Source organism: Roseibium sp. ROS1 (genome assembly GCF_054658215.1).
This window is the reverse complement of record NZ_BAAGIG010000001.1, coordinates 521,482-544,903: the sequence shown is the minus strand read 5'-3', so window position 1 is coordinate 544,903 and position 23,422 is coordinate 521,482. Positions and strand designations below refer to the sequence as shown.

Annotated in this window: 16 protein-coding genes; 2 read left to right on the top strand and 14 right to left on the bottom strand. The window is 61.4% G+C overall.

The window, feature by feature from the left end:
- Positions 1 to 39: 39 nt before the first annotated feature.
- The 9 genes from ACYQ6M_RS02355 to ACYQ6M_RS02315 all read right to left on the bottom strand — a co-directional run bounded on the left by ACYQ6M_RS02355 (position 40) and on the right by ACYQ6M_RS02315 (position 9,940).
- Complete coding sequence (locus ACYQ6M_RS02355; RefSeq protein ID WP_460071913.1) at positions 40 to 1,686, bottom strand: dihydroxyacetone kinase subunit DhaK; 1,647 nt, start codon at positions 1,684 to 1,686, stop codon at positions 40 to 42.
- 11 nt (positions 1,687 to 1,697) lie between these two features.
- Entirely contained in the window at positions 1,698 to 2,693 is a 996-nt protein-coding gene (locus ACYQ6M_RS02350) for an ABC transporter ATP-binding protein (RefSeq protein WP_460071911.1), read from the bottom strand.
- On the bottom strand, positions 2,686 to 3,783 hold the full coding sequence (locus ACYQ6M_RS02345; RefSeq protein WP_460071908.1) for an ABC transporter ATP-binding protein: 1,098 nt from the start codon (positions 3,781 to 3,783) through the stop codon (positions 2,686 to 2,688). Before ACYQ6M_RS02345 ends, ACYQ6M_RS02350 begins: the two co-directional genes overlap by 8 nt.
- Before the next feature lie 5 nt (positions 3,784 to 3,788).
- The gene (locus ACYQ6M_RS02340) at positions 3,789 to 3,980 is read right to left on the bottom strand and encodes a hypothetical protein (RefSeq protein WP_023003183.1); all 192 of its coding nucleotides are present in this window, start codon (positions 3,978 to 3,980) and stop codon (positions 3,789 to 3,791) included.
- Complete coding sequence (locus ACYQ6M_RS02335; RefSeq protein ID WP_460071906.1) at positions 3,977 to 4,918, bottom strand: carbohydrate ABC transporter permease; 942 nt, start codon at positions 4,916 to 4,918, stop codon at positions 3,977 to 3,979. The genes ACYQ6M_RS02340 and ACYQ6M_RS02335 overlap by 4 nt, the downstream gene beginning before the upstream one ends.
- Positions 4,915 to 5,862, bottom strand: a complete 948-nt coding sequence (locus tag ACYQ6M_RS02330; RefSeq protein WP_031270370.1) for a carbohydrate ABC transporter permease — start codon at positions 5,860 to 5,862, stop codon at positions 4,915 to 4,917. The genes ACYQ6M_RS02335 and ACYQ6M_RS02330 overlap by 4 nt, the downstream gene beginning before the upstream one ends.
- A gap of 201 nt (positions 5,863 to 6,063) precedes the next feature.
- Positions 6,064 to 7,383: an ABC transporter substrate-binding protein gene (locus tag ACYQ6M_RS02325; protein WP_023003180.1), complete on the bottom strand. Its 1,320-nt coding sequence runs from the start codon at positions 7,381 to 7,383 to the stop codon at positions 6,064 to 6,066.
- Positions 7,384 to 7,608: 225 nt separating this feature from the next.
- A complete protein-coding gene (locus ACYQ6M_RS02320; protein ID WP_023003179.1) occupies positions 7,609 to 8,637 on the bottom strand; it encodes a LacI family DNA-binding transcriptional regulator in 1,029 nt (342 codons plus the stop codon).
- A gap of 343 nt (positions 8,638 to 8,980) precedes the next feature.
- Positions 8,981 to 9,940 carry an NAD-dependent epimerase/dehydratase family protein gene (locus tag ACYQ6M_RS02315; protein WP_460071903.1) on the bottom strand — a complete coding sequence of 320 codons (960 nt, stop codon included), beginning with the start codon at positions 9,938 to 9,940 and terminating at the stop codon, positions 8,981 to 8,983.
- 411 nt (positions 9,941 to 10,351) lie between these two features.
- Here ACYQ6M_RS02315 and ACYQ6M_RS02310 point away from each other — a divergent pair, with 411 nt between their 5' ends.
- Both ACYQ6M_RS02310 and ACYQ6M_RS02305 read left to right on the top strand, forming a co-directional pair.
- Positions 10,352 to 16,663 (top strand): beta strand repeat-containing protein, encoded by a 6,312-nt coding sequence (locus ACYQ6M_RS02310; protein WP_460071901.1) that lies wholly within the window; start codon positions 10,352 to 10,354, stop codon positions 16,661 to 16,663.
- A gap of 49 nt (positions 16,664 to 16,712) precedes the next feature.
- Positions 16,713 to 18,686 carry an O-linked N-acetylglucosamine transferase, SPINDLY family protein gene (locus ACYQ6M_RS02305; protein WP_460071899.1) on the top strand — a complete coding sequence of 658 codons (1,974 nt, stop codon included), beginning with the start codon at positions 16,713 to 16,715 and terminating at the stop codon, positions 18,684 to 18,686.
- A gap of 31 nt (positions 18,687 to 18,717) precedes the next feature.
- Here ACYQ6M_RS02305 and ACYQ6M_RS02300 read toward each other — a convergent pair whose 3' ends face one another.
- The 5 genes from ACYQ6M_RS02300 to ACYQ6M_RS02280 are packed head-to-tail and all read right to left on the bottom strand — an operon-like array spanning position 18,718 to position 23,419.
- Complete coding sequence (locus tag ACYQ6M_RS02300; RefSeq protein WP_460071897.1) at positions 18,718 to 19,836, bottom strand: DegT/DnrJ/EryC1/StrS family aminotransferase; 1,119 nt, start codon at positions 19,834 to 19,836, stop codon at positions 18,718 to 18,720.
- On the bottom strand, positions 19,833 to 20,750 hold the full coding sequence (locus ACYQ6M_RS02295) for a Gfo/Idh/MocA family protein (RefSeq protein ID WP_460071895.1): 918 nt from the start codon (positions 20,748 to 20,750) through the stop codon (positions 19,833 to 19,835). The genes ACYQ6M_RS02300 and ACYQ6M_RS02295 overlap by 4 nt, the downstream gene beginning before the upstream one ends.
- Positions 20,747 to 22,078, bottom strand: coding sequence for a glycosyltransferase (locus ACYQ6M_RS02290; protein WP_460071893.1), 1,332 nt, complete (start codon positions 22,076 to 22,078; stop codon positions 20,747 to 20,749). Before ACYQ6M_RS02290 ends, ACYQ6M_RS02295 begins: the two co-directional genes overlap by 4 nt.
- Positions 22,068 to 22,910, bottom strand: a complete 843-nt coding sequence (locus ACYQ6M_RS02285) for a beta-keto acid cleavage family enzyme (protein ID WP_460071891.1) — start codon at positions 22,908 to 22,910, stop codon at positions 22,068 to 22,070. Before ACYQ6M_RS02285 ends, ACYQ6M_RS02290 begins: the two co-directional genes overlap by 11 nt.
- Positions 22,907 to 23,419: an acyltransferase gene (locus ACYQ6M_RS02280; protein WP_023003170.1), complete on the bottom strand. Its 513-nt coding sequence runs from the start codon at positions 23,417 to 23,419 to the stop codon at positions 22,907 to 22,909. Before ACYQ6M_RS02280 ends, ACYQ6M_RS02285 begins: the two co-directional genes overlap by 4 nt.
- Positions 23,420 to 23,422: the final 3 nt, after the last annotated feature.

Sequence of the window (23,422 nt, the reverse complement as noted above, 5' to 3'; positions counted from 1 at the left end):
CCGTGGGCTCGAAGCCCGGCCTGCCGGTCAGGTGCCGGCCTACGCGGACTTGGAGGTAAGGGCCGGTGAGAGGGTCAGTTGCTCGAACAGCCGGGCGACGGCCTCCGCGCCCGGATCATTGTAACCAGAGAGGTTCGCCTCCGAGACATAGGATGCCCTGCCCGCGCGCGCCCGCGTGATCCGCGACGTGGCGTCCGCGCCCTGACGGGCTTCGGCAGCAGCCGCCTCGACACCGTTTTCCAGAGCGTTGAGCGCCGGCAGCAGGGCGTCGATCATGGTGCGGTCACCCGGCTGGGCGCCGCCCACCTGCATGATCCGGTCAAGGCCCGCTTTCAGCGCTCCAATGGCCCCACGGCCGCTGGAGGACGCATCGCCGGCAGCGGCAAAGAAGATCGCCAGCAGGACACCGGAAGACCCGCCCATCGTCTGGCTGAGTTCCAGACCGATGGCCCGGTAGAGCTGGGTGAGATCCGCCAGCGGCAACCGGTCGAGCGCCTTCACCAGCGCGCGGGCGGCAGTGGCAAGCGTGCTGCCCGTATCGCCGTCGCCCGACTTGGCATCAAGCGCATTGAGATCGTCCTCGGCCGCGATCAGGATGTCGCAGCAGCGTTCGATGAACTTCCGCGTCTCCGGGTTCTTGGACGGCAGCGGCTGGATCGGCGTCAGACCGTCCGGCAGCGGCAGCACCGACACAGCGCCAAGCGCAAGGCAGCCGGGCCACGCCCAGGGTGCGACCGGCGCCTGCAGCAGGGCTTCTTCCGTCTTGCCGACCGGCAGCAGCGACACCGAGAACCCATGCATGTCGAGCGAAGTCATCATCGCCGCGGGGCCGATGACCCAGCGGATCTGGCTGCCGATGCGCGAGGCCGTGAGCTCTTCCAGAAGCACCGACATTTCAAGAGGTGTCGTGCTGCCCAGGTTGTTCACGATCGCCACATGAGGTCCGGGTGCGAGGTTCGGTGCAAGCCGGTCCACCACCATGGCCATGGCGGCGCGGGCATTCGAATAATCAACCTGCTCGATCCCCGCCTCGCCGTGAATGCCAAGCCCGAGCTCCGCCTTGCCATGGGCAATCCGGTCTTCCTTGGGCGAGCCAGGCACCGTGCAGGTGTCCAGCGACATGCCGATCGAGATCGCACCGCCGATGGTTTTCTTCGCCGCCTCGGTAATCGTCTCCAGATCCGCGCCCTGATCGGCGAGCGCTCCGGCGATCTTGTGCACGAACAGCGTACCGGCGACACCGCGCGCCTGCGGCAGGTCCGGCAGGGCAACGTCGTCATCGACAATCACCATGTTGACCTTCAGTCCGAAGGAACGGGCCCGCTCGGCCGCAAGACCGAAGTTCAGCCGGTCGCCGGTGTAGTTCTTGACGATCAGCAGGCAGCCGGCCTTGCCTGTAACGGCCAGAATTCCCGCCAGCACGGCATCCACGGAGGGAGATGCAAACACCTCGCCGCAGACGGCCGCCGTGAGCATGCCCTGGCCGACGAAACCTGCATGGCTTGGCTCATGACCAGAGCCGCCTCCGGAGACAAGCGCCACCTTGGATTTGTCCCAGTCGGTGCGCACCACCACCTTGATATGCGGATAGCCGTCGAGACGGGCGAGCCGCCCACCGGCCGTGCGCAGCATGCCGTCAATCGCTTCGGTGACGAGCGTTTCCTTGGTATTGATGAATTGCTTCATGTCCCGTCTCCTCAGGAAATGCGAGCGCCGCTGGCGTCGAAGAAAAGCGGATTTCTTGGTTGAATGGCGAGAGTGTCGCCCGGTTCCAGGGCGGTGTGGCTGTCTGACAGCGTTACGACGGAATGTCCATCCAGAGATAGATGCAGCCGGGTCTGATCACCCAGATGTTCGACCCGGCGAACTTCCGATACCTTGCCCTCGCCTTGCGCGATATGCTCCGGACGCAGACCAATGGTCCTGGCACCGCTCGGCGCACCGGCAAAAAGATCGGCCGGCAGCACGTTGATGCGTGGCTGGCCGAGACGCCCGGCGACATAAAGATTGACCGGGTTCTCGTAGATCTCGCGCGGCGATCCGAATTGCACCAGGCGGCCATGATCGAGAACACCGACGTGCGTTGCCATGGTCATGGCCTCGATCTGGTCATGGGTCACGTAAAGCAACGTCGCCCCCAGGCTTTCCTGGATGCGCTTCAACTCGATGCGCAGGTCCGACCGCAACTTGGCATCGAGCGAGGAAAGCGGTTCGTCCATGAGATAGATGGACGGATCGCGCACCAGTGCCCGGCCGATGGACACCCGCTGCATTTCGCCGCCGGAAAGGTTGGTCGCCTTGTTGGCAAGCTTGTGTGAAATGCGCAAGACTTCGGCCACTTCGGCAACCTTGCGGTCGATCTCGTCCGCAGGCGTCTTGAGCAAGGGCGAGCGAAGCGGAAATGCCAGGTTCTCCCGCACGCTCATGTGCGGATAGAGCGAATACTGCTGGAACACCATGGCGACGTTGCGCTGCGCCGGCGTGTCGCCAACCACCGACCGCCCCGCGATGACGACGTCGCCCGCGTCCGGCTGTTCCAGTCCCGCGATCAGACGCAGGATGGTGGTCTTCCCGGCCCCTGTCGGCCCCAGCAGCGTCACGAAGGCGCCGTTGGGGATGTTCATGCTCACCTCATCGACAGCGAGCGTATCGCCGAACCGCTTGGTGAGGCCTGACAGCCTGACTTCAGCCATGAGCAAGCACTCCCTCGTTCAGTTCCGACCGCAGCGCCCGCCCCGACTGATTGTCGAACAGTGTCACCGTTGATCCGTTGAATTCGAGGCCGACAAATTCACCGGCGCGAACAGGCTGGTCTGAGGGAATGCGGGCCTTCAGTTCACCGGAGGCGGTCTTCAACGTGACGATCTGCGTGGTGCCGAGATATTCGGCGGCCAGAACCTCGCCTCGGTAGGATCCGCTGTCGTTGAGCCTGATGTGCTCCGGACGGATGCCGAAGACCATGTCTCCTTCAAAGGGTTCCATCAGCCGCGGCACGTCCAGTTCCTCGTGATGCATCATCACCTTGGACGCGCCCGCATGGATCTCGCCGTGAAAGCGCAGGAAGTTCATCGGCGGCGAGCCGATGAAGTCGGCAACGAACATGGTTGCCGGCTTGTCGTAGATATCCTGCGGCGTGCCGAACTGCTCGATGACGCCATGGTTCATGACCACGATCTTGTCGCCCATCTGCATGGCCTCCAGCTGGTCGTGGGTGACATAGACAGTGGTGGCGCCCATGCGGTCATGCAGGGCCCGTAGCTCCTCGGCCATATGCTCGCGGAACTCCGCATCGAGCGCACCGAGCGGCTCGTCCATCATGAAGGCTTTCGGATCCCGGACGATGGCCCGGCCGAGCGCGACACGCTGTCGATCGCCGCCGGAAAGCCCGCCCACTGGCCGATCGAGGATCTTCTCGATCCCGAGAATGCGGGCAACTTCCGCCACCTTCTCGGCAACCTGTTGTTTCGGCATGCCCTGGCTGACCAGAGGATAGGAGATGTTCTTGCGCACATTCATGTGCGGGTAGAGGGCGAACATCTGGAAGACGAAGGCGATATCGCGCTGGCTCGCCGGCCGTTGGCCGACTTCCTCGCCGTCGATATAGATCTCGCCTGACGTCGGCAGCTCCAGCCCGGCAATCATGCGCAAGGTGGTGGTCTTGCCACAGCCGGACGGGCCGAGCAGCATGAAGAACTCACCGTCCTCGATCTTGAAGGAAGACGACTGCACGGCAGTGAAGTCGCCGAATTCCTTCCGAAGGTTTCTGATTACGATCTCTGCCAAGACAGTCACTCCGGAAAGTGGCTGACGATGATGAACATGACTGTTCCGGTCAGCGTAACAATGAAGGAATAGGTGTAGGCCCACAGGAAGACCGGCTGCATCAGCATGATCACACCAATGGCGATCAGAAGGGATGCGAGCATTTCCCAGGACCCGCGGCGCAGGCGGACGAGGCCGCTCATGAAATCGCTGATCATTTGCGGACCGCTCCGAAGGTGATGCCGCGCAGGAGATGTTTGCGAAGCAGGATGGTGAAGACCATGACCGGCACCAGGAACAGGGTTGCCCCTGCCGCGACCGCCGGCCAGTCTTGGCCGCCGACGCCGATGATGGTCGGAATGAAGGGGGGAGCCGTCTGGGCCGTACCGGAGGTCAGCAGCACCGCGAAGGCATATTCGTTCCACGAGAAGATCAGGCAGAAGATGGCCGTCGAGGCGATGCCCGTTGCCGCCTGCGGCAACACCACCTTGTAGAACGCCTGGAAGCGGGTGTAGCCGTCGATCAGCGCCGCTTCCTCGTATTCTCGCGGGATCTCGTCGATGAAGCCCTTCAGCAGCCAGACCGCAAGCGAGATATTGACCGCCGTATAGAGCAGGATCATGCCCAGGTGCGTATCCGACAGACCAAGGGTGCGGAACATCAGAAAGATCGGGATCGCGACCGCGATCGGCGGCATCATTCTTGTCGACAGGATGAAGAACAGCAGGTCGTCCTTTAGCGGCACCTTGAACCTTGAAAAGGCATAGGCGGCGAGCGTTCCGAGGAACACCGACAGGAAGGTGGAGCCAAATCCGATGATAACCGAATTCAGGAACCTTTCGCCGTAGCGGGAGGGGCCCGCGATCACCATGTCGCGGTTGCGAACGATTTCCTCGTACCAGGTAGCGGGCGGCGGCAGGGCCTGAAGCTGTTCCGGCGACACGCGGGTGCGGGTGGTGAAGAGGTTGACGTAGCCTTCCAGAGACGGCTCGAAGAGCACCTTCGGAGGATAGGCGATGGCATCGACCGGAGACTTGAACCCTGTCGTCAGGATCCAGACCAGCGGCAGCAGGGTGATGACCGCGTAGGCGATGACCAGCGACCCGGCCGCCCACTTCTGCCGCGAAGACGGTTCTGTGATGGAATAGCTGCTCATCTTTCCTTCACCTTGTTCAGGGCTTTGACGTAGATCGAGGCGAGGCCGAAGACAGTCACGAACAGGACGATCGCGTAGGCGGAGGCATAGCCGGTGCGCCACTTCTCGAAGGCTTCACGCTTCAGGTTGATGGAGGTGAGTTCGGTCACGGAGCCGGGGCCACCGCCGGTGAGCTGCACCACAAGATCGAACATCTTGAAGTTCTCGATGCCGCGGAACAGGACTGCCAGCATGAGGAAGGGCAGCACCATGGGCACAGTGATCGTCCAGAACTGGCGCCACTTGCTGGCCCGATCGATTTCCGCGGCCTCGTAGATATAGTCCGGTATCGATCGCAGGCCTGCCAGACAGATGAGCATCACGAAGGGGGTCCACATCCAGGTATCGACGATCACGATGGCCCAGGGCGCGAGCGCCACGTCGCCGATCATCTGGAAGGATGCCGGATCGACCCCGGTGAAGAAGGACACACCGTAATTGAAGAGACCGATCTGCGGCTGGTAGAGAAAGGTCCAGAAATTGCCGACAACGGCCGGCGACAACATCATCGGCAGCACGATCAGGGTGGTCCACAGATCGTTGCCCTTGAATTTCCGGTTGATCAGCCAGGCCAGGGTGAAACCGATCAGCACCTGCAGGACGATGGTCCAGAACAGGAAATGCGCGGTCGCCTGCATGGTCAGCCAGATGTCGCCATCGGTCAGGATGCGCTCGTAATTGCGCAGGCCGATGTATTCGACATCGCGGTTGGGCCGATTGGCCCGGAAATTCGTGAAACTGAGATTGATCGTCCAGATCAGCGGGAAGATATTGACCGCAAGCAGCAGGAAAATTGTCGGGGCGACAAAAAGCCAGGCAATCGTACGGTCGGAAAGCCCTCGGATTTTCGCGGCAACGGTGGGCGGCGTTGCCTTTGCTACTCGGTCTATCGGGGTGTCGGACATGAGACGCTCTTCTTGAGAAACGGTTCCGGAAAGCACGGGCCGGGACGGCCGGTCTTTCAGGGTGAGACAGCCCGCCAGAAGGCGGGCCGTCCGCAGAGGCAGGATCAGGAGTTGGCCACCAAAAGACCGGCCATCTGCTGAGACAAGGGCAGGTCAAACCCTGACAAGCGCATTGGCATCGTCAGGGTTCGCCTGGAGCCGTCAGAGCTTGCCTTCGTCCTCGAAGGTTTCGGTCCAGTCGGCGATCAGCTTGTCGAGCGCTTCCTGGGCGGTGCCCTGGTCGGCAACCACATAGTCATGAAGGCGCTTTTGCATCGCCAGCAGCAGTTCGGCGTAAGCCGGCTCCTGCCAGAAATCCATCACGTTATCCATGGCCAGAAGGAAGTCGGACGCAAACGGCGCACTGTCCGGGAAGCTCGGATCGCTGAGGACGCTGACATGGCAGGAATAGCCACCGAGATCCCACCACTTCTTCTGAACGCTCGGCTGTGCGAACCACTTGATGTACTCAAGCGCCGCATCCTGCTTGTCGGAATAGGCCACCACGGAGATGCCCTGCCCGCCGAGCGTCGAGGCTTCCCGGTTCTGGCCGGGATTGACGAAGAAGCCGATCTTGTCCCCGCCCACATCCGGGTCGGCATAGAGGCCGGGGAAGAAGGCGAACCAGTTCATGGCCATGGCCACCTGCCCCGACTTGAAGGCATCGAGGGACTGTTCCATGTAGCTGTCGGTGTAGCCCGGGGGCGTGCCGGTCTTGTAGAGTTCCTTGTAGAACTCCAGTCCCGCCACGGCTTCGGGCGAGTTGACCGCACCTTCCATGTCGTATTTGCCCGGCGTCATCTCGTATTTGAAGCCGAATGGATAGAGCGCGCTGGTCGCGCCCATGGTGATGCCTTCCGAGCCGCGCTCGGTGAAGATGGACGCGCCGTACCGGGTCTGACCGTCGATCTCGCGTCCCTGGAAGAACTGTGCGACTTCCAGAAGCTCAGCTTGCGTCTTGGGCGGAGCCAGGTCACGGCCGTGCTTCTCCTTGAAGGCAGCCTGAATGTCCGGCATTTCGAACCAGTCCTTGCGATAGAACCAGCCGTTGGCATCGCCCATGGCCGGCAGCGCATAGTAGTTCGGCTCGCCCTTGGGCCAGGTGGAATAGGCATAGACTGTCGCCGGAGCGAAATCGTCCATGCTGATGCCTTCCTTCTCGAAGAAGTCATTCAGCTTGACGTAATGGCCGTTTTCCGCGCCGCCGCCGATCCACTGGCTGTCGCCGATCAGCAGATCGCACAGTTTGCCGCCGGAGTTCAGCTCGTTCAGCATGCGGTCGGCGAAGTTCGGCCAGGGCACGAATTCGAAATTCATGGTGTGGCCGTATTCGGCTTCAAATTCCTTCGACAGCTCGACCAGCGCGTTGGCCGGATCCCAGGCCGCCCAGCACAGCGTCAGCTCATCGGCCTGCGCATTGGAAACAGATAGTCCGCTAACCGCAACAATGGCGGTTGCCGCGAGAAGTTTCGCAGTTTTCATGGGTGAAGTCCTCCCGAATGGTCGCGTGCCGGCGCATGCCGGACCGCAGCACTCCTCCAAGTGCAGGCTCACGCTATCTGACATACGTATGTCACGTCAATCAAAAAACTGACATACGTCTTTCTTTTCGAAACTAATCAGACCTGAACCATGCCGAAAACACAGGGCAAGGCATTGATTTTACTTATTTTTAGGGGACAGAACTCTTGGCCGGAACGGTCAGCCTTAATAGAGGTTTTCGCGCATGATGATCTCGATCCGGATCTTTTCCTGCGCCTCATAGATGTCCGTGCCGTCGCATTTGGCCCGCAAGACCCGCAGGGCACTGCGCACGAGATGCCCGACATTCTGGGCGATGACAGCATCAAGTTCGCCATCGGCAAGAGCCTGCCGCGTTACGGGCGTCAGATCGTGAGCGATCACCACAAACCGTCCGGCAACGCCATGCTCACGCAATGCATCCAGCATGGCCGCATTGCCCGACCCCATGGAATAAACCGCCTTCAGCTCCGGATGTGCCTTGAGCGCGTGGTCAAGGGTTTCATGGATCCGGTCCGGATCGTCGTAGAATTCGATCGTCGGCAGGGTTTTCAGTTGCGGAAAGTCCCGCGACAGCACTTCGTCCAGACCGAAGCGGCGCTCGATACTGTCGCGCGCCACCATGGAATTGGTCACCACCAGGATGCTGCCGGTCTCGTTGCGCAAGAACTTGCCCAACAGCGCCCCTGCGGTCTTGCCGGCGGAGAAATTGTCGACACCTGCAAAATAGTGGCACTTCGAGTTCGGCAGGTCCGACACCAGCGCGACGACGTAAACACCTGCACTCTTGATATGCGCGATGGCATCGCGCACCTGCGGTGTTTCCGGAACCATCATGGCAACGCCGTCCAGTTCGGACAGGTCCAGGGTCTTCAGCTTGTCGACAACCGCGTGCGGATCGGCGGCGTCGACCAGCAACACGCTGACGTCGGTCCGGTCCGCCACCTGCGCACCGGACGCTTCTTCGACCGCAGCCACCAGCGTTTCGACGAAATGATTGGGCCCTTCGGGAAGAACGAACACGAATTTGTACTGTCGCTGCCTGGCGAGATTGGCCGCATTGGTATCGCGCACATAGCCGAGCTTGCGAACAGCTTCCTTCACCCGCTCCGCGTTCTTCGGGCGCACATCCGCACGCCCGTTCAAGACCCGGTCGACGGTCGACAGGCTGACCCCGGCCTCGCGGGCGATATCGTGTACGGTTGGCTTGACCATTACGTCTCCCGGACCATCCCGCGTTCTCGTGAACGCAGACAAGATGATCCACCACTTCAACGCCGATCAGCGTCCGGGCGCCCCCACGGGATCGACCGGATACCCGCTGACCGACAGGGAGACAATGTCGCGCAGCATTCTGACATACGTCAATCAAAAATCCGCTTTACGGCGATTGACGGAAGAAATTTCCCCAAGGATATCAGGTAATTGCAAATCGCGGGCAAGCGTTGCAGAAGCAAGATGGCGCCATTGGCCACGCTTTCCTGCAGCTAATCCGATTCATGGCAACAGGGCAAGCCAGGCCGGTCGTTTCAACCGGCAGCAGCTCAAGAAACAGCAATCAAACAGCGGACAGACCGGGGTCAGTAGCACCTGCACTGTAGGCACATGCAGGCTCTGCAAGCTGCGCCTTGCCATTTGCGTCCGCAAAGGCCCGAACCATATGCGCAAGCCCTTCCTCTATGCTTGTCTTCGTTTGCCAGCCGAGCAATTGCCGTGCTCTTTCCCCCGACCCGACGAAGCCGTTGACGTCGAAGCTGCGCGGCCCGACATGGTGGATTTCGGCGTCCGTTCCGGCAAGCCGTACGCTGGCTTCGGCAAGTTCGGTCAGGCTGGTGCCGACCCCGGAGACGAATTGCACAGGTGGCGGCGCCTTCCGTTCCGCCTCGATGAAAGTGACCATCTTCAGGATACCGTCAACGACATCATCCAGATAATTGAAGTCGAAGACATGATTGCGGCCCTCGACCTGCAATCTCCGCCCTTCGGCGGCGGCTCTTGCGAAGGCGGGAACAACACGGTCCGCATGATCGGAAATCCGGCCATAGACGTTCGAGAACCGCAGGATAGCGGCCTTGACACCGGCCTCCTGGGCTGCCTCCACCAGCTTCTCGCCTGCCAGCTTTGACCGTCCGTAGACATTCATCGGGCAGCGTGCAGTGTCTTCATCAGCCGGAAATTGCGTGACCGGCCCATAGGCTTCCCGGCTGCTGCCGAAGAGGACCCAGGGACGGCTCCCGCTACTTGCAGCAGCTGCAAGAACGTTGCGGGTTCCCCCGACATTCACGTCCCGGCATAGCACGGGATTATGCTCGCCCCAAAGCACCCGGGACACTGCTGCCAGGTGAATAACGCCGCTGCAGCCCCGCACCGCGTCTTCAACCGCAGCGCCGTCGCGGCTGTCCTGCCCAGCATCGGCAACATCAAACGTACGGACAGGACGGCCCAGCGCCGTCAGCGTGTCCACAAGGGCGGACCCGATAAGACCGGCACTTCCGGTGATCAGTATGGGAAGGGACATGACGTGGTGTGTTCCAGGGTAGCTGCGAAAGCCCGGCCGCCTACCCGCTCGGCCGTTAAATCGCGCCTAGCACACGCCGTGCCAAAGACGCCCGGCAGTATTACAAAGCTGCCGCGGATCAAAATCTCTCGGCCAATTCCGCCAGACAGCTTCTCCATCAAGCTGCGTTTGCTCGGAGACCCCTCAGCCAATGCCGGCCCATGGCATGGCCGCGCCAGGGCATTTCCTGCCGAGCGCACCACCAGCACCGGGCGAATTTTACCTGGGGACAGCGGCAGATTTTGTCCGACGGAGCCAACAGCCAGCATCCATTCAACAGGAGAAATCAGCGTTTTTCGCAAAAACAGGCACTGGCACGGAAGTTGCTGAGCAGCCTTCGGCCCGCTATGGGGCTTTCTGGAACCTCCTTAAGTGACGACAATCAACGCCACGCCCAGCGCGGCAACCTTCTACGTCTCACCTGCAAGCACGTCGGTGTCTCCGGCCACGGAGGAGCCATCTTCCGATACAACTTCCGGACAAACGGCGACGGGATCTGGAACCAGCACCCTCACCTCGTCCCAGACGCTCGCCAGTTACGATGCGATCACCTACCAGGAAGTCAGCACCGACGACGCGGACCATATCCGCGCGCTGACCACCACCCAGATCCGGCAACTGACGGCGGAGGACCTTGCCGCCTTCTCCGCGAGCGAGTTGCAGGCGCTGACGGCACCCCAGATCGCCGCCCTTTCGGCCACCCAGATCCAGGATCTTTCCGGAACACAGATCGAGGCGTTTTCGCCCGGTCAGGTCAAGAGCTTTGCGACATCCGTCCTTGCCGGGTTTTCCGACAGCCAGTTTTCGCATTTCGGCTCTGACGATATTTCAGCACTGACCAGCCTGCAGGTGAAGGCGCTTTCACCCGCGAGAGTGGCGGGCCTGAGCCTGGAACAGTTTTCCGGCATGGCCAGCACCCAGCTTGGCATGCTGAGCGTGTCGCAATTCCGCAATCTGACCGTGGACCAGGTTGCGGCAATGACGGCGGAACAATCCGGCCAGCTGACGACCACCCACATGGGCAGCCTGACGATGTCGCAGGTGAAGGCGATCAGCGTCGACACGCTGCTGTCGCTCGCCAGCACCCAGTTCCGGGCCCTCAGCAGCCAGAGCATCGCCGCACTGACGACGACCCAGTTCGGCGCCCTGACCGCCACCCATATCGGCACGCTGTCGACCACCCAGGTGAAAGGGCTGACACTGCCGGAAATATCCGCGCTGACGTCCTCCCAGCTAGCCGGGCTCACGGCCCAGCAGGTCTCCGTGCTGTCGACCAGGCAGGTCCAGTCCTTCTCCGAGGACCAGATCCAGACCTTCAGCCCCGGGCAGATCAGGTTTTTTTCCGGAACCTCCATCGGCGCCATGACGACCACGCAGATCGGCGCGCTGACGGCTCCCCAGATCGCAAATTTCAGCAAGGCCCAGATCCAGGGCCTTACCCAGACCCAGACGCGTTACCTGAACGAGACCCAGCTCGGCACGCTGAACTTCTCACAGATCGGCCAATTGACCCGGACGGCGGTAGCTGCCCTCGGGGCTCAGCAGGTCGCCTCCCTGACTGCGGACCAGTTCGCGTCTTTCTCGGCAACGCAGATCACCTCGCTCAACAACGAGGTCATTTCCGGCCTCAGCGAAACCCGCGTCGCCAGTCTGACCACAACACAATTCCAGGGACTGACCGCCGGCGACCTGTCGCTGTTTTCCGAAGACCAGTTCAAGGCGCTGACAGAGACCCAACTGACCTCGATCACCGCGACCCAGGGCAAGGCGCTGAAAGAAACCCAGATCGCGCTTCTTACCGGCACACGCCTGAGCGCCCTGTCCAGTTTCGTGATCGCAGGGTTCAACGAGACCCAGTTCGACGCCCTGTCGACCGACCAGATCGGCGCCTTGAGCGTCAACCAGGTGCGCGGCATCGGCACCACGATGATCGCCGCACTGGATGAAACCCAGATCGGCGCTCTCGGTTCACTGCAGGTCCGCTCACTGACCACTCCCCAGATGCGGGCCTTTTCCGCCGGACAGCTCCGAACTTTCAGCACCGAGCAGATCGGCTCGATGGGCTATGCTCAGGCGCTAGCCCTGAATGGCACGACAATCCGCCAGCTCAGCAGCGACCAGATCGCCGCCTTCAACAGCACCGCCATCAAGGGCTTTTCCACCACCACGATTGCCGCTCTCGGACCGGAGCAGATGGAAGCGCTGTCGAGCAGCTTCCTGTCGAACCTGTCGACCAGCCAGTTGCGGAGCCTGACCGAAACCGCCTTCGCAAGCCTGAGTGCCGAGCAGTTTGCGGCGCTCGGCAACACGCAACTTGCCGATCTTGCCCCGGCGCAGATCCGCGGTTTGAGTGAAAGCCATATCGCGGCCCTGACGCCAGACAGGCTGGAAAGCCTGACTGCCACTGCCCTGTCGGGCCTGACCGGCACCCAGATCGGGTTTTTCTCGACGAGCCAGCTCAGCCAGCTTGCCCCGACCCAGATTGCCGGTCTCTCGGGCCAGGCAATCGCCGCTCTTGGAACGGACCAGCTTGCCGCGCTGTCGACAACGCAAGTCGCGGCTCTCACCGGCGCACAGGTGAAAAGCCTGACCGCATCGGCGGTTTCATCGCTGTCGTCGGATCAGTTCCAGGCGTTGTCCACGACCCAGATTGCAGCCCTTGCCGGCAACACTGCCGGCCTGACGGATGCTCAGGTTTCCGCCCTGCAGGGCGAGCGCCTGAACGCCCTTTCGGCAGCCGGCATTTCTTCCCTCGGCTCCGGCCAGATCGCTGCTCTGACACCGGACCAGATTGCGGCGCTGAGCAACACACAGGTTTCAGCTCTTTCCAGCACCGCCGTCGGCCAGTTGAGTACGGCGCAATTCGATGCCTTCACGACAACGCAGATCACATCCATTGTCGCCAATCAGGCCAAGGGCCTGACCCGAGACCAGATTGCGTCCCTGTCGACAACACAGGTGGCAAGCCTTGCACCTGCCGCACTAGGCGCCCTCGACAGCACCCAGACCGAAGTGCTCTCTTCGACCCAGGCGGCCGCGCTATCTGCCAAACAGATCGGCTCGCTGTCGGCCTCCGGGCTTGCCGGGCTGAACAGCGACGTTATTGCGGGGCTTGAGAAAACCCAGATTGCCGGACTGACAGCCACACAGACCGCATCTCTCGGCGCGACCCAGATCGCCGCATTGTCCGCGGACCAGCTGGCCCAGTTCAGCTCCGTGCAATTGCGTGCCCTGACCCAGACGCAGATGGCGGCGGTGACGGCGACCGAACTAGGCTCTCTGTCGAACGCGCAGTTTGGAGAACTGACGGCAGCCGCGATCGGTGGCCTGCGTGAAGAGGCCATCGCCGCCCTGACGACGACACAACTCGGCTCCCTGACAACAACACAGATGAAAGGCCTGACCGACGATCAGGTCGATGCGCTGTCGCCCGAGCAGATCCTGGCGCTGAGCGACAAGCAGATCGGCGCATTGTCTGCAACAGGTCTCGCAGGTCTTTCCGCCTCCGACGTGTCGGGCCTGACAACAGCCCAGTTGAACGGCCTGACCGGAGTTCAGTTGAAGGCCTTGAACGCAACCCAGTTCGAAGCCCTGGTGCCAGGTCAGATCGCGGCGCTGACAGCACCCCAGGTCGCCAGTTTCAACGCGGCGCAGGTGACCCGCCTGACAACGGCACAGGTGGAAGCGCTGACCACCACCCAAACCGCAGCCCTTTCGGCCACCGGGATCAAGGGCCTGACACGAACCGCAATTGCAACCTTGAGCGATGCCCAGCTGGCCGCCTTGACCGGTACGGCGATGGCGGGCCTCGCCACCACGCAGATCCAGTCTTTCAGCACCGGCCAGATATCCGCCCTGTCGGCAACACAGGTGAAAAGCCTCAGCGCCGGAACGATCGGCGCGCTCAAGGCCACTCAGGCAGCCGCCCTCACCAACGAACAGCTTGCGGCCCTGAACACCACACAAATTGCGGGCCTGGGTGATGAAGCCCTTGAAGCCTTTTCGAGTGAGCAGATGGCGGCGCTGTCACGGTCGCAGACCAGCAGTCTGAGCACCGCGGCGCTGACCGGACTAACCACCACACAGACCGCCTCCCTCTCCACATCACAGATCAGCGCGCTCACGAGAACACAGATTGGATCGCTGTCGGCTGATCAGATCGGATCTTTCACGACCAGCCAGATCGCCGGGCTGACGACCACCCAGGTCAGCTCCATATCCGGAGACGCTGCTGCAGGCCTGAGCCCGGCGACCACCGCCTCCCTGTCGACAACACAATTGAACGCGCTTTCAGCCGCAGCCTGGAAAGGCCTTGCTCCGGCAGCTGTTTCCGCACTTTCGACCAGCCAGATATCCAGCCTCGCTGCAATCACCATCGGCCTTCTGAACGGCGATCAGGTCGGAGCGCTATCGACCACGCAGATCGAGAGCCTGTCGAAAACGCAGATGCAGCGGCTTTCCGCCGAAGGTCTCGGCGCCATGAGTGCCGGCCAACTGGGTGCTCTTACCGACAAGCAGATCTCCGGCTTGTCTTCGAAGGCCCTTGCCGGTCTGACCCCGATCCAGGCAGACCAGCTTGGCACGGACAAACTGCTGTCGCTGAACTCCGAGCAGATATCAGGCCTCTCCACAAGCGTCATTTCAAGCCTGGCGCCGGGCACGATCGCCAGCCTCAGCACGCATCAGGTAAAGGCCCTCACGGCAAGGCAGACAGGTGCCCTGACAACTGAGCAGGCCGCCGCCCTCACCGGCAATCAGATCGCTGCAATGTCGACAGCCGGTATCGGCGGACTTTCGTCCACGGTCCTCTCGAGCCTTTCGCCGGAACAGATCTCCCGGTTCGATCCGGATCAGGTAGCCGCGATTGCTCCCGGAGCCCTGGCAGGAAGCGGTACTGCCGTGCTTTCCAGATTGTCCGGGGAGCAGTTTTCCGCATTGACCGCCGGTCAGCTCGCTGCACTCAAACCAGCGCAGATCGCGTCCCTTGAAAGCGCAACGATAGCCGGACTGGCAACGACACAGATTGCGGGATTGTCGGCAGCGCAAGTCGGCGCTCTCACCCAGGATCAGATCGGAGCGCTTGGCACACGTCAGGTTGCGGCGCTGACACCTTCCGGCCTGTCCGGTCTGGGGGCCGATCAATTCTCCTGGCTGTCAGCCAGCCAGCTCGCCATGTTCAGCGGAAAGCATGTTGCCGGGCTTTCGACAACCACGATTGCCGCACTCGATGCAACGAGCCTTGCAGCTTTCTCCGGCGGACAATGGGCGAGCATGACCGCCACCCAGGCTGCAGCCTTGACGGCAACGCAGATCGGCACGCTGACGCCACTGCGGGTCTCTCAATTGTCGCTGATCGAGATGGGTGGCCTTTCCAGCTCGGCAGCCGGTGCCCTGTCCGCCCCTCAACTGGCCGCTCTGACAACAGGACAGGTTTCGGCCCTGTCCCAAAATGCTGTTTCCGGCCTGAGTGCGGCACAAATCAGTGCACTGTCGGAAGACCAACTCACAGCTCTGACGACCAGCCAGATCGAGGGATTGTCCGGAGCAGCGCTTGCCGGGCTTTCGCCAACGACGCTTGCCACCTTCACCGATCCGCAATTCGGCGCACTGTCGGCCACTGCGATCAGCGGACTGAACACCGGCCAGATCGCATCCCTTTCCAGCACACGCATTGGCCTTTTGACGCCCGCCGCAGCCGGCGGCCTGACAGGGGCACAGGTCGCCTCGCTGACCACCGACCAGTTGGCCGCGCTCAAGCCCGCACAGATTACGGCTCTTTCGGCCAGCGGCATCAAGGGACTGACGGCAGCGCAGCTCTCGCAGTTCAACTCAGGTCAGCTTGGCGCCCTCGGTTCGACCGGACTGGAGGCCCTGACCGCCACCGCCATTGCCGGCCTCACGCTGTCGCAACTGAGCTCGCTCTCCACCTCGCAGATGGAATATCTGTCGGCGTCGGCGATCTCCGGTCTGAGCGCGGACCAGATCGGCGGTCTGGCGACAGCACAGCTTCTCGCTCTTGCCAGAGAGGCGGTCTCCGGCATGACGGCAACCCAGATTGGCGCCTTGTCTGCAGACCAGTTCACCGCCTTCACCTCGACCATGATCGGCGCCCTTTTGCCGTCGACGATTGCGGGACTTTCGGAAAACCAGATCGAAGCGCTGACCCTGACCCAGATCAGCGGCCTGAGCGCTGCGCAGGTCGGATCCATTTCCACCAGCGCGCTGGCCGGTCTTTCTCCGGATGAAATCGCCGAAATGAGCGCGTCACAACTTGCCGGTCTCGTGCGTGTGCAGTTGCGCGCCCTGTCAAATGCGCAATTCACGGCTTTGACCCCATCCCAGATCGCCTCCCTCAGCGCAAACCAGGTTTCCAACCTGACCAGCAGTGAAATCTCGATCCTGTCGTCCACCCAGTTCGGAGCGCTGACCTCGCGCCAGGTCGGAGCACTGACAGTCACGCAGCTGGGTGCCCTGGCACCGGAACGCATCGGAGCCATGTCTTACGCCCAGCTGTCCGGCCTCACCGGAACCCAGATCCGTTCGCTCAGCGCGCAGGCGATCGCTGCCCTCGGCCCGCAGTCGATCGAAGCGCTCGACGCCGACCAGATCGGACACTTCACAGAGACACAGATCGCGACCATGACACCTGAGCAAATCGCCGCCATGGCTGTAGCGGTCTCCTGATCCTTGCGCCATCATTCCGACTCACCAGACACACCCAGGACCGCCACGAATGGCAAATGAAACCAGCCTGTCGATCGTTGAACTCATCGGCGCGGCCGAGGCCCTGAAAGGCAACGGCTCCTTTGGTGCCGCGGAAGTTCTCTATGGCACCTGGGTGGCACAGAACCCGGATGACCCACTGCTGTATGCAGTGCTTTTCAACCAGTCTGTGCTGTTTTCCGAAACCGGCAAGCTGGCGGCTGCGCGCGAGACACTGGAGCGCGCGTTGAACCTCAATCCGAGCTTTCATGCGGCCCATATAAACCTCGGCCGTGTTCTGGAACAGCAGGGGGATATCGGCGCGGCGGTTGGCCAGTGGAACACAGTGCTGGAACAGACCCTTGCGGTGACGCCGGCTTCGCTCTCCGTTCGTCTGACGGCCCTCAACCAGATTGCCCGCACGCTGGAAGCCGCCAACCAGGACGTTCTAGCCGAAAGCATGCTGCGCCAGAGCCTGGAACTCGACCCGCACCAACGGGAAGTCGCGCAGCATTTCATTGCCCTTCGGCAACGCCAGTGCGAGTGGCCGGTGGTGCAGCCGCTGGAACGGGTAACGCCTTCACAGCAGGTGCGGGCCATGTCGCCCCTGTCGGCGGCGGCCTTCAGCGACGACCCGCTATTTCAGCTTGGCCTTTGCGCCGACTACAGCCGCCAGGACGTCGGAACGCCCACCGCCCCCATGAAGGCATGGCCAAAAGCCATGGAGCACGACGGCCCGCTGCGGATCGGTTACCTGTCGTCCGATCTTCGCGAACATGCCGTCGGTCACCTGATGGCGGAAGTGTTCGGCCTGCATGAGCGGTCCAAGGTCGAGGTCTTCGCCTATGATTGCGGTCCGGCGGCGGATGATCCGCTCAGCCGGAATTTCCGGGAAACCACCGACAACTGGCGCACCATTTCCGGCATAGACGACGAAGCTGCCGCGCGGTTGATCGCCGAAGACGGCATCCAGATCCTGATCGACGTAAACGGCTATACCCGGGAAGGCCGCACGCGGCTGGTCGCACTGCGTCCGGCTCCCGTCATCGTCAACTGGCTCGGTTTTCCAGGCACGACGGCCAGTCCGTTCCATCACTATATCGTCGCCGACGACATCATCATTCCGCAGGACCACGAAATCTATTATTCCGAAGAGGTTCTGCGCCTGCCTTGCTACCAGCCGAACAACCGCAAGCGCGTCGTTTCCGAGCGCATCTGGCAACGCTCCGATTTCGGACTGCCGGAAGACGGCACGGTGTTCTGCTGCTTCAACGGCAGCCACAAGATCACGCGGTTCTGCCTGGACCGCTGGTTCGCCATCCTGAAGAAGGTACCGGGAAGCGTTCTCTGGCTGCTGACCGGCGGCACGGAAACCGACCAGCGTCTCAAGGCTTGTGCCGAAGCGGCAGGCATTGCTCCGGACAGGCTGGTTTTTGCCGGGAAGATGGCCAACCCCGACCATCTGGCACGTTATCCGCTTGCCGACCTCTTCCTCGACACCACCCCCTATGGCGCCCATACCACCGCCTCCGATGCCCTCTGGATGGGCGTGCCGGTCCTCACGATTGCCGGAAAATGTTTCGCCGCACGGGTCTGTGCGAGCCTGGTCACTGCCGCCGGTCTTCAGGAGCTCGTCTGTCAGACGCCGGAAGATTACGTGAAACGCGCAGCAGACCTCGGCAAGGACCGCCAAGCGCTGCGGGATCTTCGTCAACGCCTGACCGAGAGCCGGGACGACTGCCTCCTCTTCGACACGCCGCTTCTGGTTTCGAAACTGGAAGGTCTTTATGCTGAAATGTGGCAGGCGTGCCGCAGCAATACGCTTCCCAAACCCGATCTCAGCGATCTGGACGCCTTGCTCGAAGTTGCCCCCGGCATCGACCACGAAACGACAGACATGCTGGCCGTGGACGATTATCCCGCCGCCTGGCGCGATCTTCTCATCGCACGTCACGAGGCAAGGCCATTGTTCAGCCGCCGGTTTCTGGACTTTACCGGGGCCTGACCGACATCAGCCTCGGGAACGAGTGGGGTGTTCAGGCTTGGACGAGCGCGCCAAGTCGTTCCACGGTGAGGTTCACCTGTTCATCCGTCAGGCCGGGATGTATGGGCAGACACAGGATCCTGCTTGCCAGCATGGACGCAGTTTCCAGGCGACCAGTCCGACGGCAATGCTGCAGAACCGGCTGGTCGTGCAACGGAACCGGATAATGAACTGCCGTTTCTATGCCTGCCTCTCGCAAACCTCTGGCAAGCGCTTCGCGATCCTCCAGAACGACGGCATATTGCGAACGGGCACTGCCTGCCATGTCCGGACTGCGGACATAATCCAAACGACCAGTCTCCCGGAGTGGTTCGAGGAGCCTGTCGTATAGCGCACCTATACTGCGGCGACGATCCAATGCCCTGCTGAAACGGTCGAGCCGCGCCAGCAGGGCAGCGGCGGCGATCGAACTCATCCTGCCGTTCATCCCCAGCCGCAGGTGATGGTACTTGCCGCCTTGTCCATGGTCACGGATCTCGCGAAGCGCGCTGGCGAGCGCCTCATCATTGGTGAAGACCGCTCCGCCGTCCCCTGCCCCGCCGAGCACCTTCGTCGGAAAAAAACTGGTGCATCCGAGCCCCGCCAGATTGCCGCTCCGCCTGTCTTCCAACCCCGCCCCCAGGCTCTGGGCAGCGTCTTCGATCACCGGGATTCCATGCCTTGAGGCAATCGAATTGATGGCTTCGAAGTTGGCAGGCAGTCCAAAAAGCGAGACCGCGACGATGGCCTTGGTGCGGCTGGAAATCGCTGTTTCCAGTTCATCCGGGTCAAGCAGGCCGGACGGGCGCAGGACGTCCACCAGAACCGGCTCCGCACCGAGCAAAAGAGCGCTTTCCGCCGGCGCGATGAAGGTAAAGTCCGGAACAATGACTTCATCACCCGGCCCAATGCCGAGAGCCATCATGGCCATTTGCAAGGCCGTCGTTCCCGAAGCACAGGCGACTGCAAATCTTGCCCCAGTAATCCCGGCAAGCTTTTGTTCCAGCTCGGCAATTTCCGGACCGCCGACAAAACGCCCATGTGAGAACACCCTGTCGATACCTTCCAGAGCCTTGGCCCGGACAGGTTGCCATTCGGCAACCACATCGGCGAAGGGAACAATCACCTTCACGCCGCACCTTCCGGTAGCTTGGAGGTCTCGAACGCGCGTCGTCTGATTGCGTCCGACAGTCGAAGTACAGCGAGCGCCTCTTCAGCTGTCGCCAGTTCAGCCGCGTCACCTGCTCTGCTCATGACAAAAACTTCGGCCTGCCGCGTCAGTGGGTCCGGCCGCCCGTCGGGCGACAATGCAAGAAGGTCGAAACAGCGCGTTTCATCTCCGTCCAGCCTGACGTCAAGGCTGCGCTTCCGTTCGCTGGCTCCATGGACCGCAGCCAGCTCATAGGATCTGTCGCCAAAACCGAGACGGCAGCAGACATAATCCAGGCAGCCTGCCGTCCTGCGGCTCTCCAGCACCGTTATCTCGCAGTCACTTGTTCCCTCGAGTTTCACGATCCAGTCCAGATCATGCACCATCAGGTCGGCGATCACGTCCGGGCCGCCGGAAACGCTTTGCATCCGGGACAGCCGTTGCACGCGCACCTTGCCTGAGCGCTTGCGCAAGGCGGCCATCGTGCTTTCGATGGCCGGGTTGAAACGTTCGACCTGCGCGACCGATAGCCTGGCGCCGCCGGTGCGGGCCGCGACAATCATCGTCTCTATCTCTCCCGGGCACAGGGACAAAGGTTTTTCGACAAGGCAATCGATGCCGCGCGCGAGCAACGGAACGGCAGCCTCGGCATGCCTTTCGACAGGAACCGCAACAACGGCAGCTGCAAAGTCGTTGGCGAGACCATCGATCGATCGCGCGAACGGGATCCCGTTTGCAGCAATCTCTTTGCCCTCGTCTTCATCGACGATACCGACAAGAGAAACGCCGGGCATTTTGGACAGGCATTCCATATGGAGCTGGCCCATCTTGCCAAGGCCAACCAGCAGCACGCGCAATGGTTCCTCGGAGACAATTTCGGCAAGATGCAGGGTCACGATTTCGGCTTCCTGAAGGACGCTATCTGCCGGCGGCACCGCTTGAGAACCTGCTTCTCAAACCCCTGACAGGCCATCCGAACAGCCAATCCTGGAAATCTGTGTCTTTCCAGTTCCCTCTTCAGACCCTGCAATTCCCTCCTCAGGCCCTGCACTTCTCTTTCCAGTTCAGCGATCCTCGCCTTGTGTCGCGCATCATTGTTGGCAGCTACTGCCGTATCCCGCTCCAACTGAGCTTTCGCCGCCCTGAGGTCTGCATCGGCGAGGTTTTTGCAATGTTCCGCCTGTTCCTTTGCCTTCACCCGCGGTGCTAGCTGACTGACATAGCGCGATGCGGAGGTCAGTCTCTCGCCATCGTGCAGCGTCCCGGCAACGTCACTCCAGCGTTCGATGGTCCTGTAGTAGATTTCCAGCCATCGATCCACGGCAGCTTCCAGGCCGGCGTTCGCCCTGATCCACTGTGTCACCGTGCGCGCATCCGATGCGTCGTAACGCTCCAGTTCACGCTCGATCTTGTCCTGATGCAAAAGCTGGTTCTGCAAGGTTCGGATGCCGAAATTCAATCCACGCATGCTTTGCAGATTGGAGGAACTGACAAGCCCGCCAAGTTGACCGTAATCCATGACGACAACGGCACATCCGGATGCCATTGCCTCGATTGCAGCGCGCGCCTTTGCAAAGACAACGTCATAGTCCGCCAGGATGGTCTCCGGGTGCGCGGCGGAGCGGCCGGAGTTCTGTCCAACGATATCGACGCGCTCGATGCCCATGCGGGTGCAGGCGTCGCGTATCGCCTTCGGGACCTGAGCCGCAGAATTGCTGAAGACAAGTGCGGACTTCGGCTTGTCCGGAAGGTCCCGCACCTTTCTGAAGCGGTCGAGATCGACAAAATTATGCAGGACCGAGATCTGGTCAGCCGGTACGCCCGCACTGGTCAGAAGACGTTCCCGGCACAGGTCATCAACTGCGACATAGTGCAGGATGTTCGGGAAGACCGGTGGCCATTCCTGCCAGGGAATCCAGCCGTGACAGGTATAGGTGACCGGCACTTGCGGAAAACGAAGCGCGGCCGTCATCGTTTCCAGATGATGCTGCCCGTGGATCACATCGGGCACCGCGGACAGGTCCCGCAGGTCGTCAACGACAGGAATCGTCGCCGCTCGGAGACGGTCGGCAACCGGGCCAAGGCTCTGGCTGTAAGCAACCGGGAAGTGCCCGCGCCGCATGAGGGCCAGCGCCAGATCCCTGAGATAAAGCTCAGACCCGGCTGGTTGATCCAGCGTGTTGTTGGTCATCAGGATCCGGAGCGGACGACGGTCAGCCTGCATGAGGCGTCATCCCAAGCGCTTCGCGAACCTGCGAGGCAGAGGCAAACCGCTTGCCAAGGAGCGTGCAGAGTTCGCTTACCCGGCTAACCAGTTTCTCGTTTGTAGCCGGTTGCGTTCTGTCCGCATCAAGCCACAGAAAATCCTCCAGACCGGTTCGCACACCGTTTCCGAACAAGAGCCCCAGCGTGTTGGCGGCAAGCTGGCTTTCGCCGATGCCACCTGCACACCAGACGGATTCTGGAGGCAGATCCTGCGTGATCGCCGCCAGATGCAGGGGCGTTACCTGTGCACTGCTGAGATTTCCGAGCAGCACGTTGAAATAGAAGGGAGGCTTCAATATCCCGCGGTCTGCAAGATACCTGGCGTAGTTCACCATGCCCGCATCGAAGACCTCCAGCTCGGGACGAATGCCGCGGTCTTCCATGGTCTTTGCAAGGCGGACAACCATGTCCGGTGCATTGATACTTTCGGTGCGGGCAAAATTCAGCGAGGACAGCGTGAGGCTGGCCATGTCAGGCCTGAGGTCTCCTGTCAGCAGCAAGGGGTCTGAACGTTGTTCGAACGCCGGGAAGTTCCGACCGCTGAGGGACACGCAGATGATCACATCCGGGTGCGTTTCCCGGATACCTGCGATGATCCGCGCGTATATGTCTTTCCGGAATGTTGGCCGGCCATCCTCGTCTCTTGCATGAATGTGCAGGATCGTCGCGCCAAGGTCCGCACACAGGCGGCAGTCGGCGATGATCTCGTCCGGCGACAGCGGCACGGCCGACGACATGGCACGGGTCGGCACCATTCCCGTGGGTGCAAGGTTCAGGATCAGGTCCTTCATGGGGATTTCTGAGCTTGCCTGTCCTGTCCGTCAGATCTGACTCGAGCCGGATTACCAACCACGAGAGCACCCGGAGGAACGTCTCTGGTCACAACACTGCCGGCACCGACAACTGCATTTGCGCCGACACGAACACCTGGAAGAATGCGACTGCCACCACCGATCTTCGCTCCGCGCTCGATATAGGGATAGACCATCGGTCCACCTTTCAGCTTGTCGTTGAGCGTGACGACTTGCGGGCCGATGAAGACGTCATCTTCAACAGTAACCCCACGTGTAATATGGCAGCCGGTCTGAATGGAAACATTATCGCCAATGACACATTCGCAAATATTGCAATGCGACCCGATAGTAGTTCCAGAACCAATGCTTGCATTCTTGTGAATTATCGTCATGGAACCGACACGTGTACCGGGTCCTATTGTGACGTTTTCCTGCACCTCCGTGAGTGAGGCATTGTAAAAAAGCACGTCGGGAAAACGTTCTTCTGGCGTTTCGGATTGGCTCATGTG

Bases quoted from the DNA above. Each gene is read 5' to 3' on its own strand.
- ACYQ6M_RS02315 (WP_460071903.1), bottom strand. From the start codon at position 9,940: ATGTCCCTTCCCATACTGATCACCGGAAGTGCCGGTCTTATCGGGTCC.
- ACYQ6M_RS02340 (WP_023003183.1), bottom strand. From the start codon at position 3,980: ATGATCAGCGATTTCATGAGCGGCCTCGTCCGCCTGCGCCGCGGGTCC.
- ACYQ6M_RS02325 (WP_023003180.1), bottom strand. From the start codon at position 7,383: ATGAAAACTGCGAAACTTCTCGCGGCAACCGCCATTGTTGCGGTTAGC.
- ACYQ6M_RS02285 (WP_460071891.1), bottom strand. From the start codon at position 22,910: ATGAAGGACCTGATCCTGAACCTTGCACCCACGGGAATGGTGCCGACC.
- ACYQ6M_RS02320 (WP_023003179.1), bottom strand. From the start codon at position 8,637: ATGGTCAAGCCAACCGTACACGATATCGCCCGCGAGGCCGGGGTCAGC.
- ACYQ6M_RS02335 (WP_460071906.1), bottom strand. From the start codon at position 4,918: ATGAGCAGCTATTCCATCACAGAACCGTCTTCGCGGCAGAAGTGGGCG.
- ACYQ6M_RS02350 (WP_460071911.1), bottom strand. From the start codon at position 2,693: ATGGCTGAAGTCAGGCTGTCAGGCCTCACCAAGCGGTTCGGCGATACG.
- ACYQ6M_RS02330 (WP_031270370.1), bottom strand. From the start codon at position 5,862: ATGTCCGACACCCCGATAGACCGAGTAGCAAAGGCAACGCCGCCCACC.
- ACYQ6M_RS02355 (WP_460071913.1), bottom strand. From the start codon at position 1,686: ATGAAGCAATTCATCAATACCAAGGAAACGCTCGTCACCGAAGCGATT.
- ACYQ6M_RS02305 (WP_460071899.1), top strand. From the start codon at position 16,713: ATGGCAAATGAAACCAGCCTGTCGATCGTTGAACTCATCGGCGCGGCC.
- ACYQ6M_RS02290 (WP_460071893.1), bottom strand. From the start codon at position 22,078: ATGCAGGCTGACCGTCGTCCGCTCCGGATCCTGATGACCAACAACACG.
- ACYQ6M_RS02280 (WP_023003170.1), bottom strand. From the start codon at position 23,419: ATGAGCCAATCCGAAACGCCAGAAGAACGTTTTCCCGACGTGCTTTTT.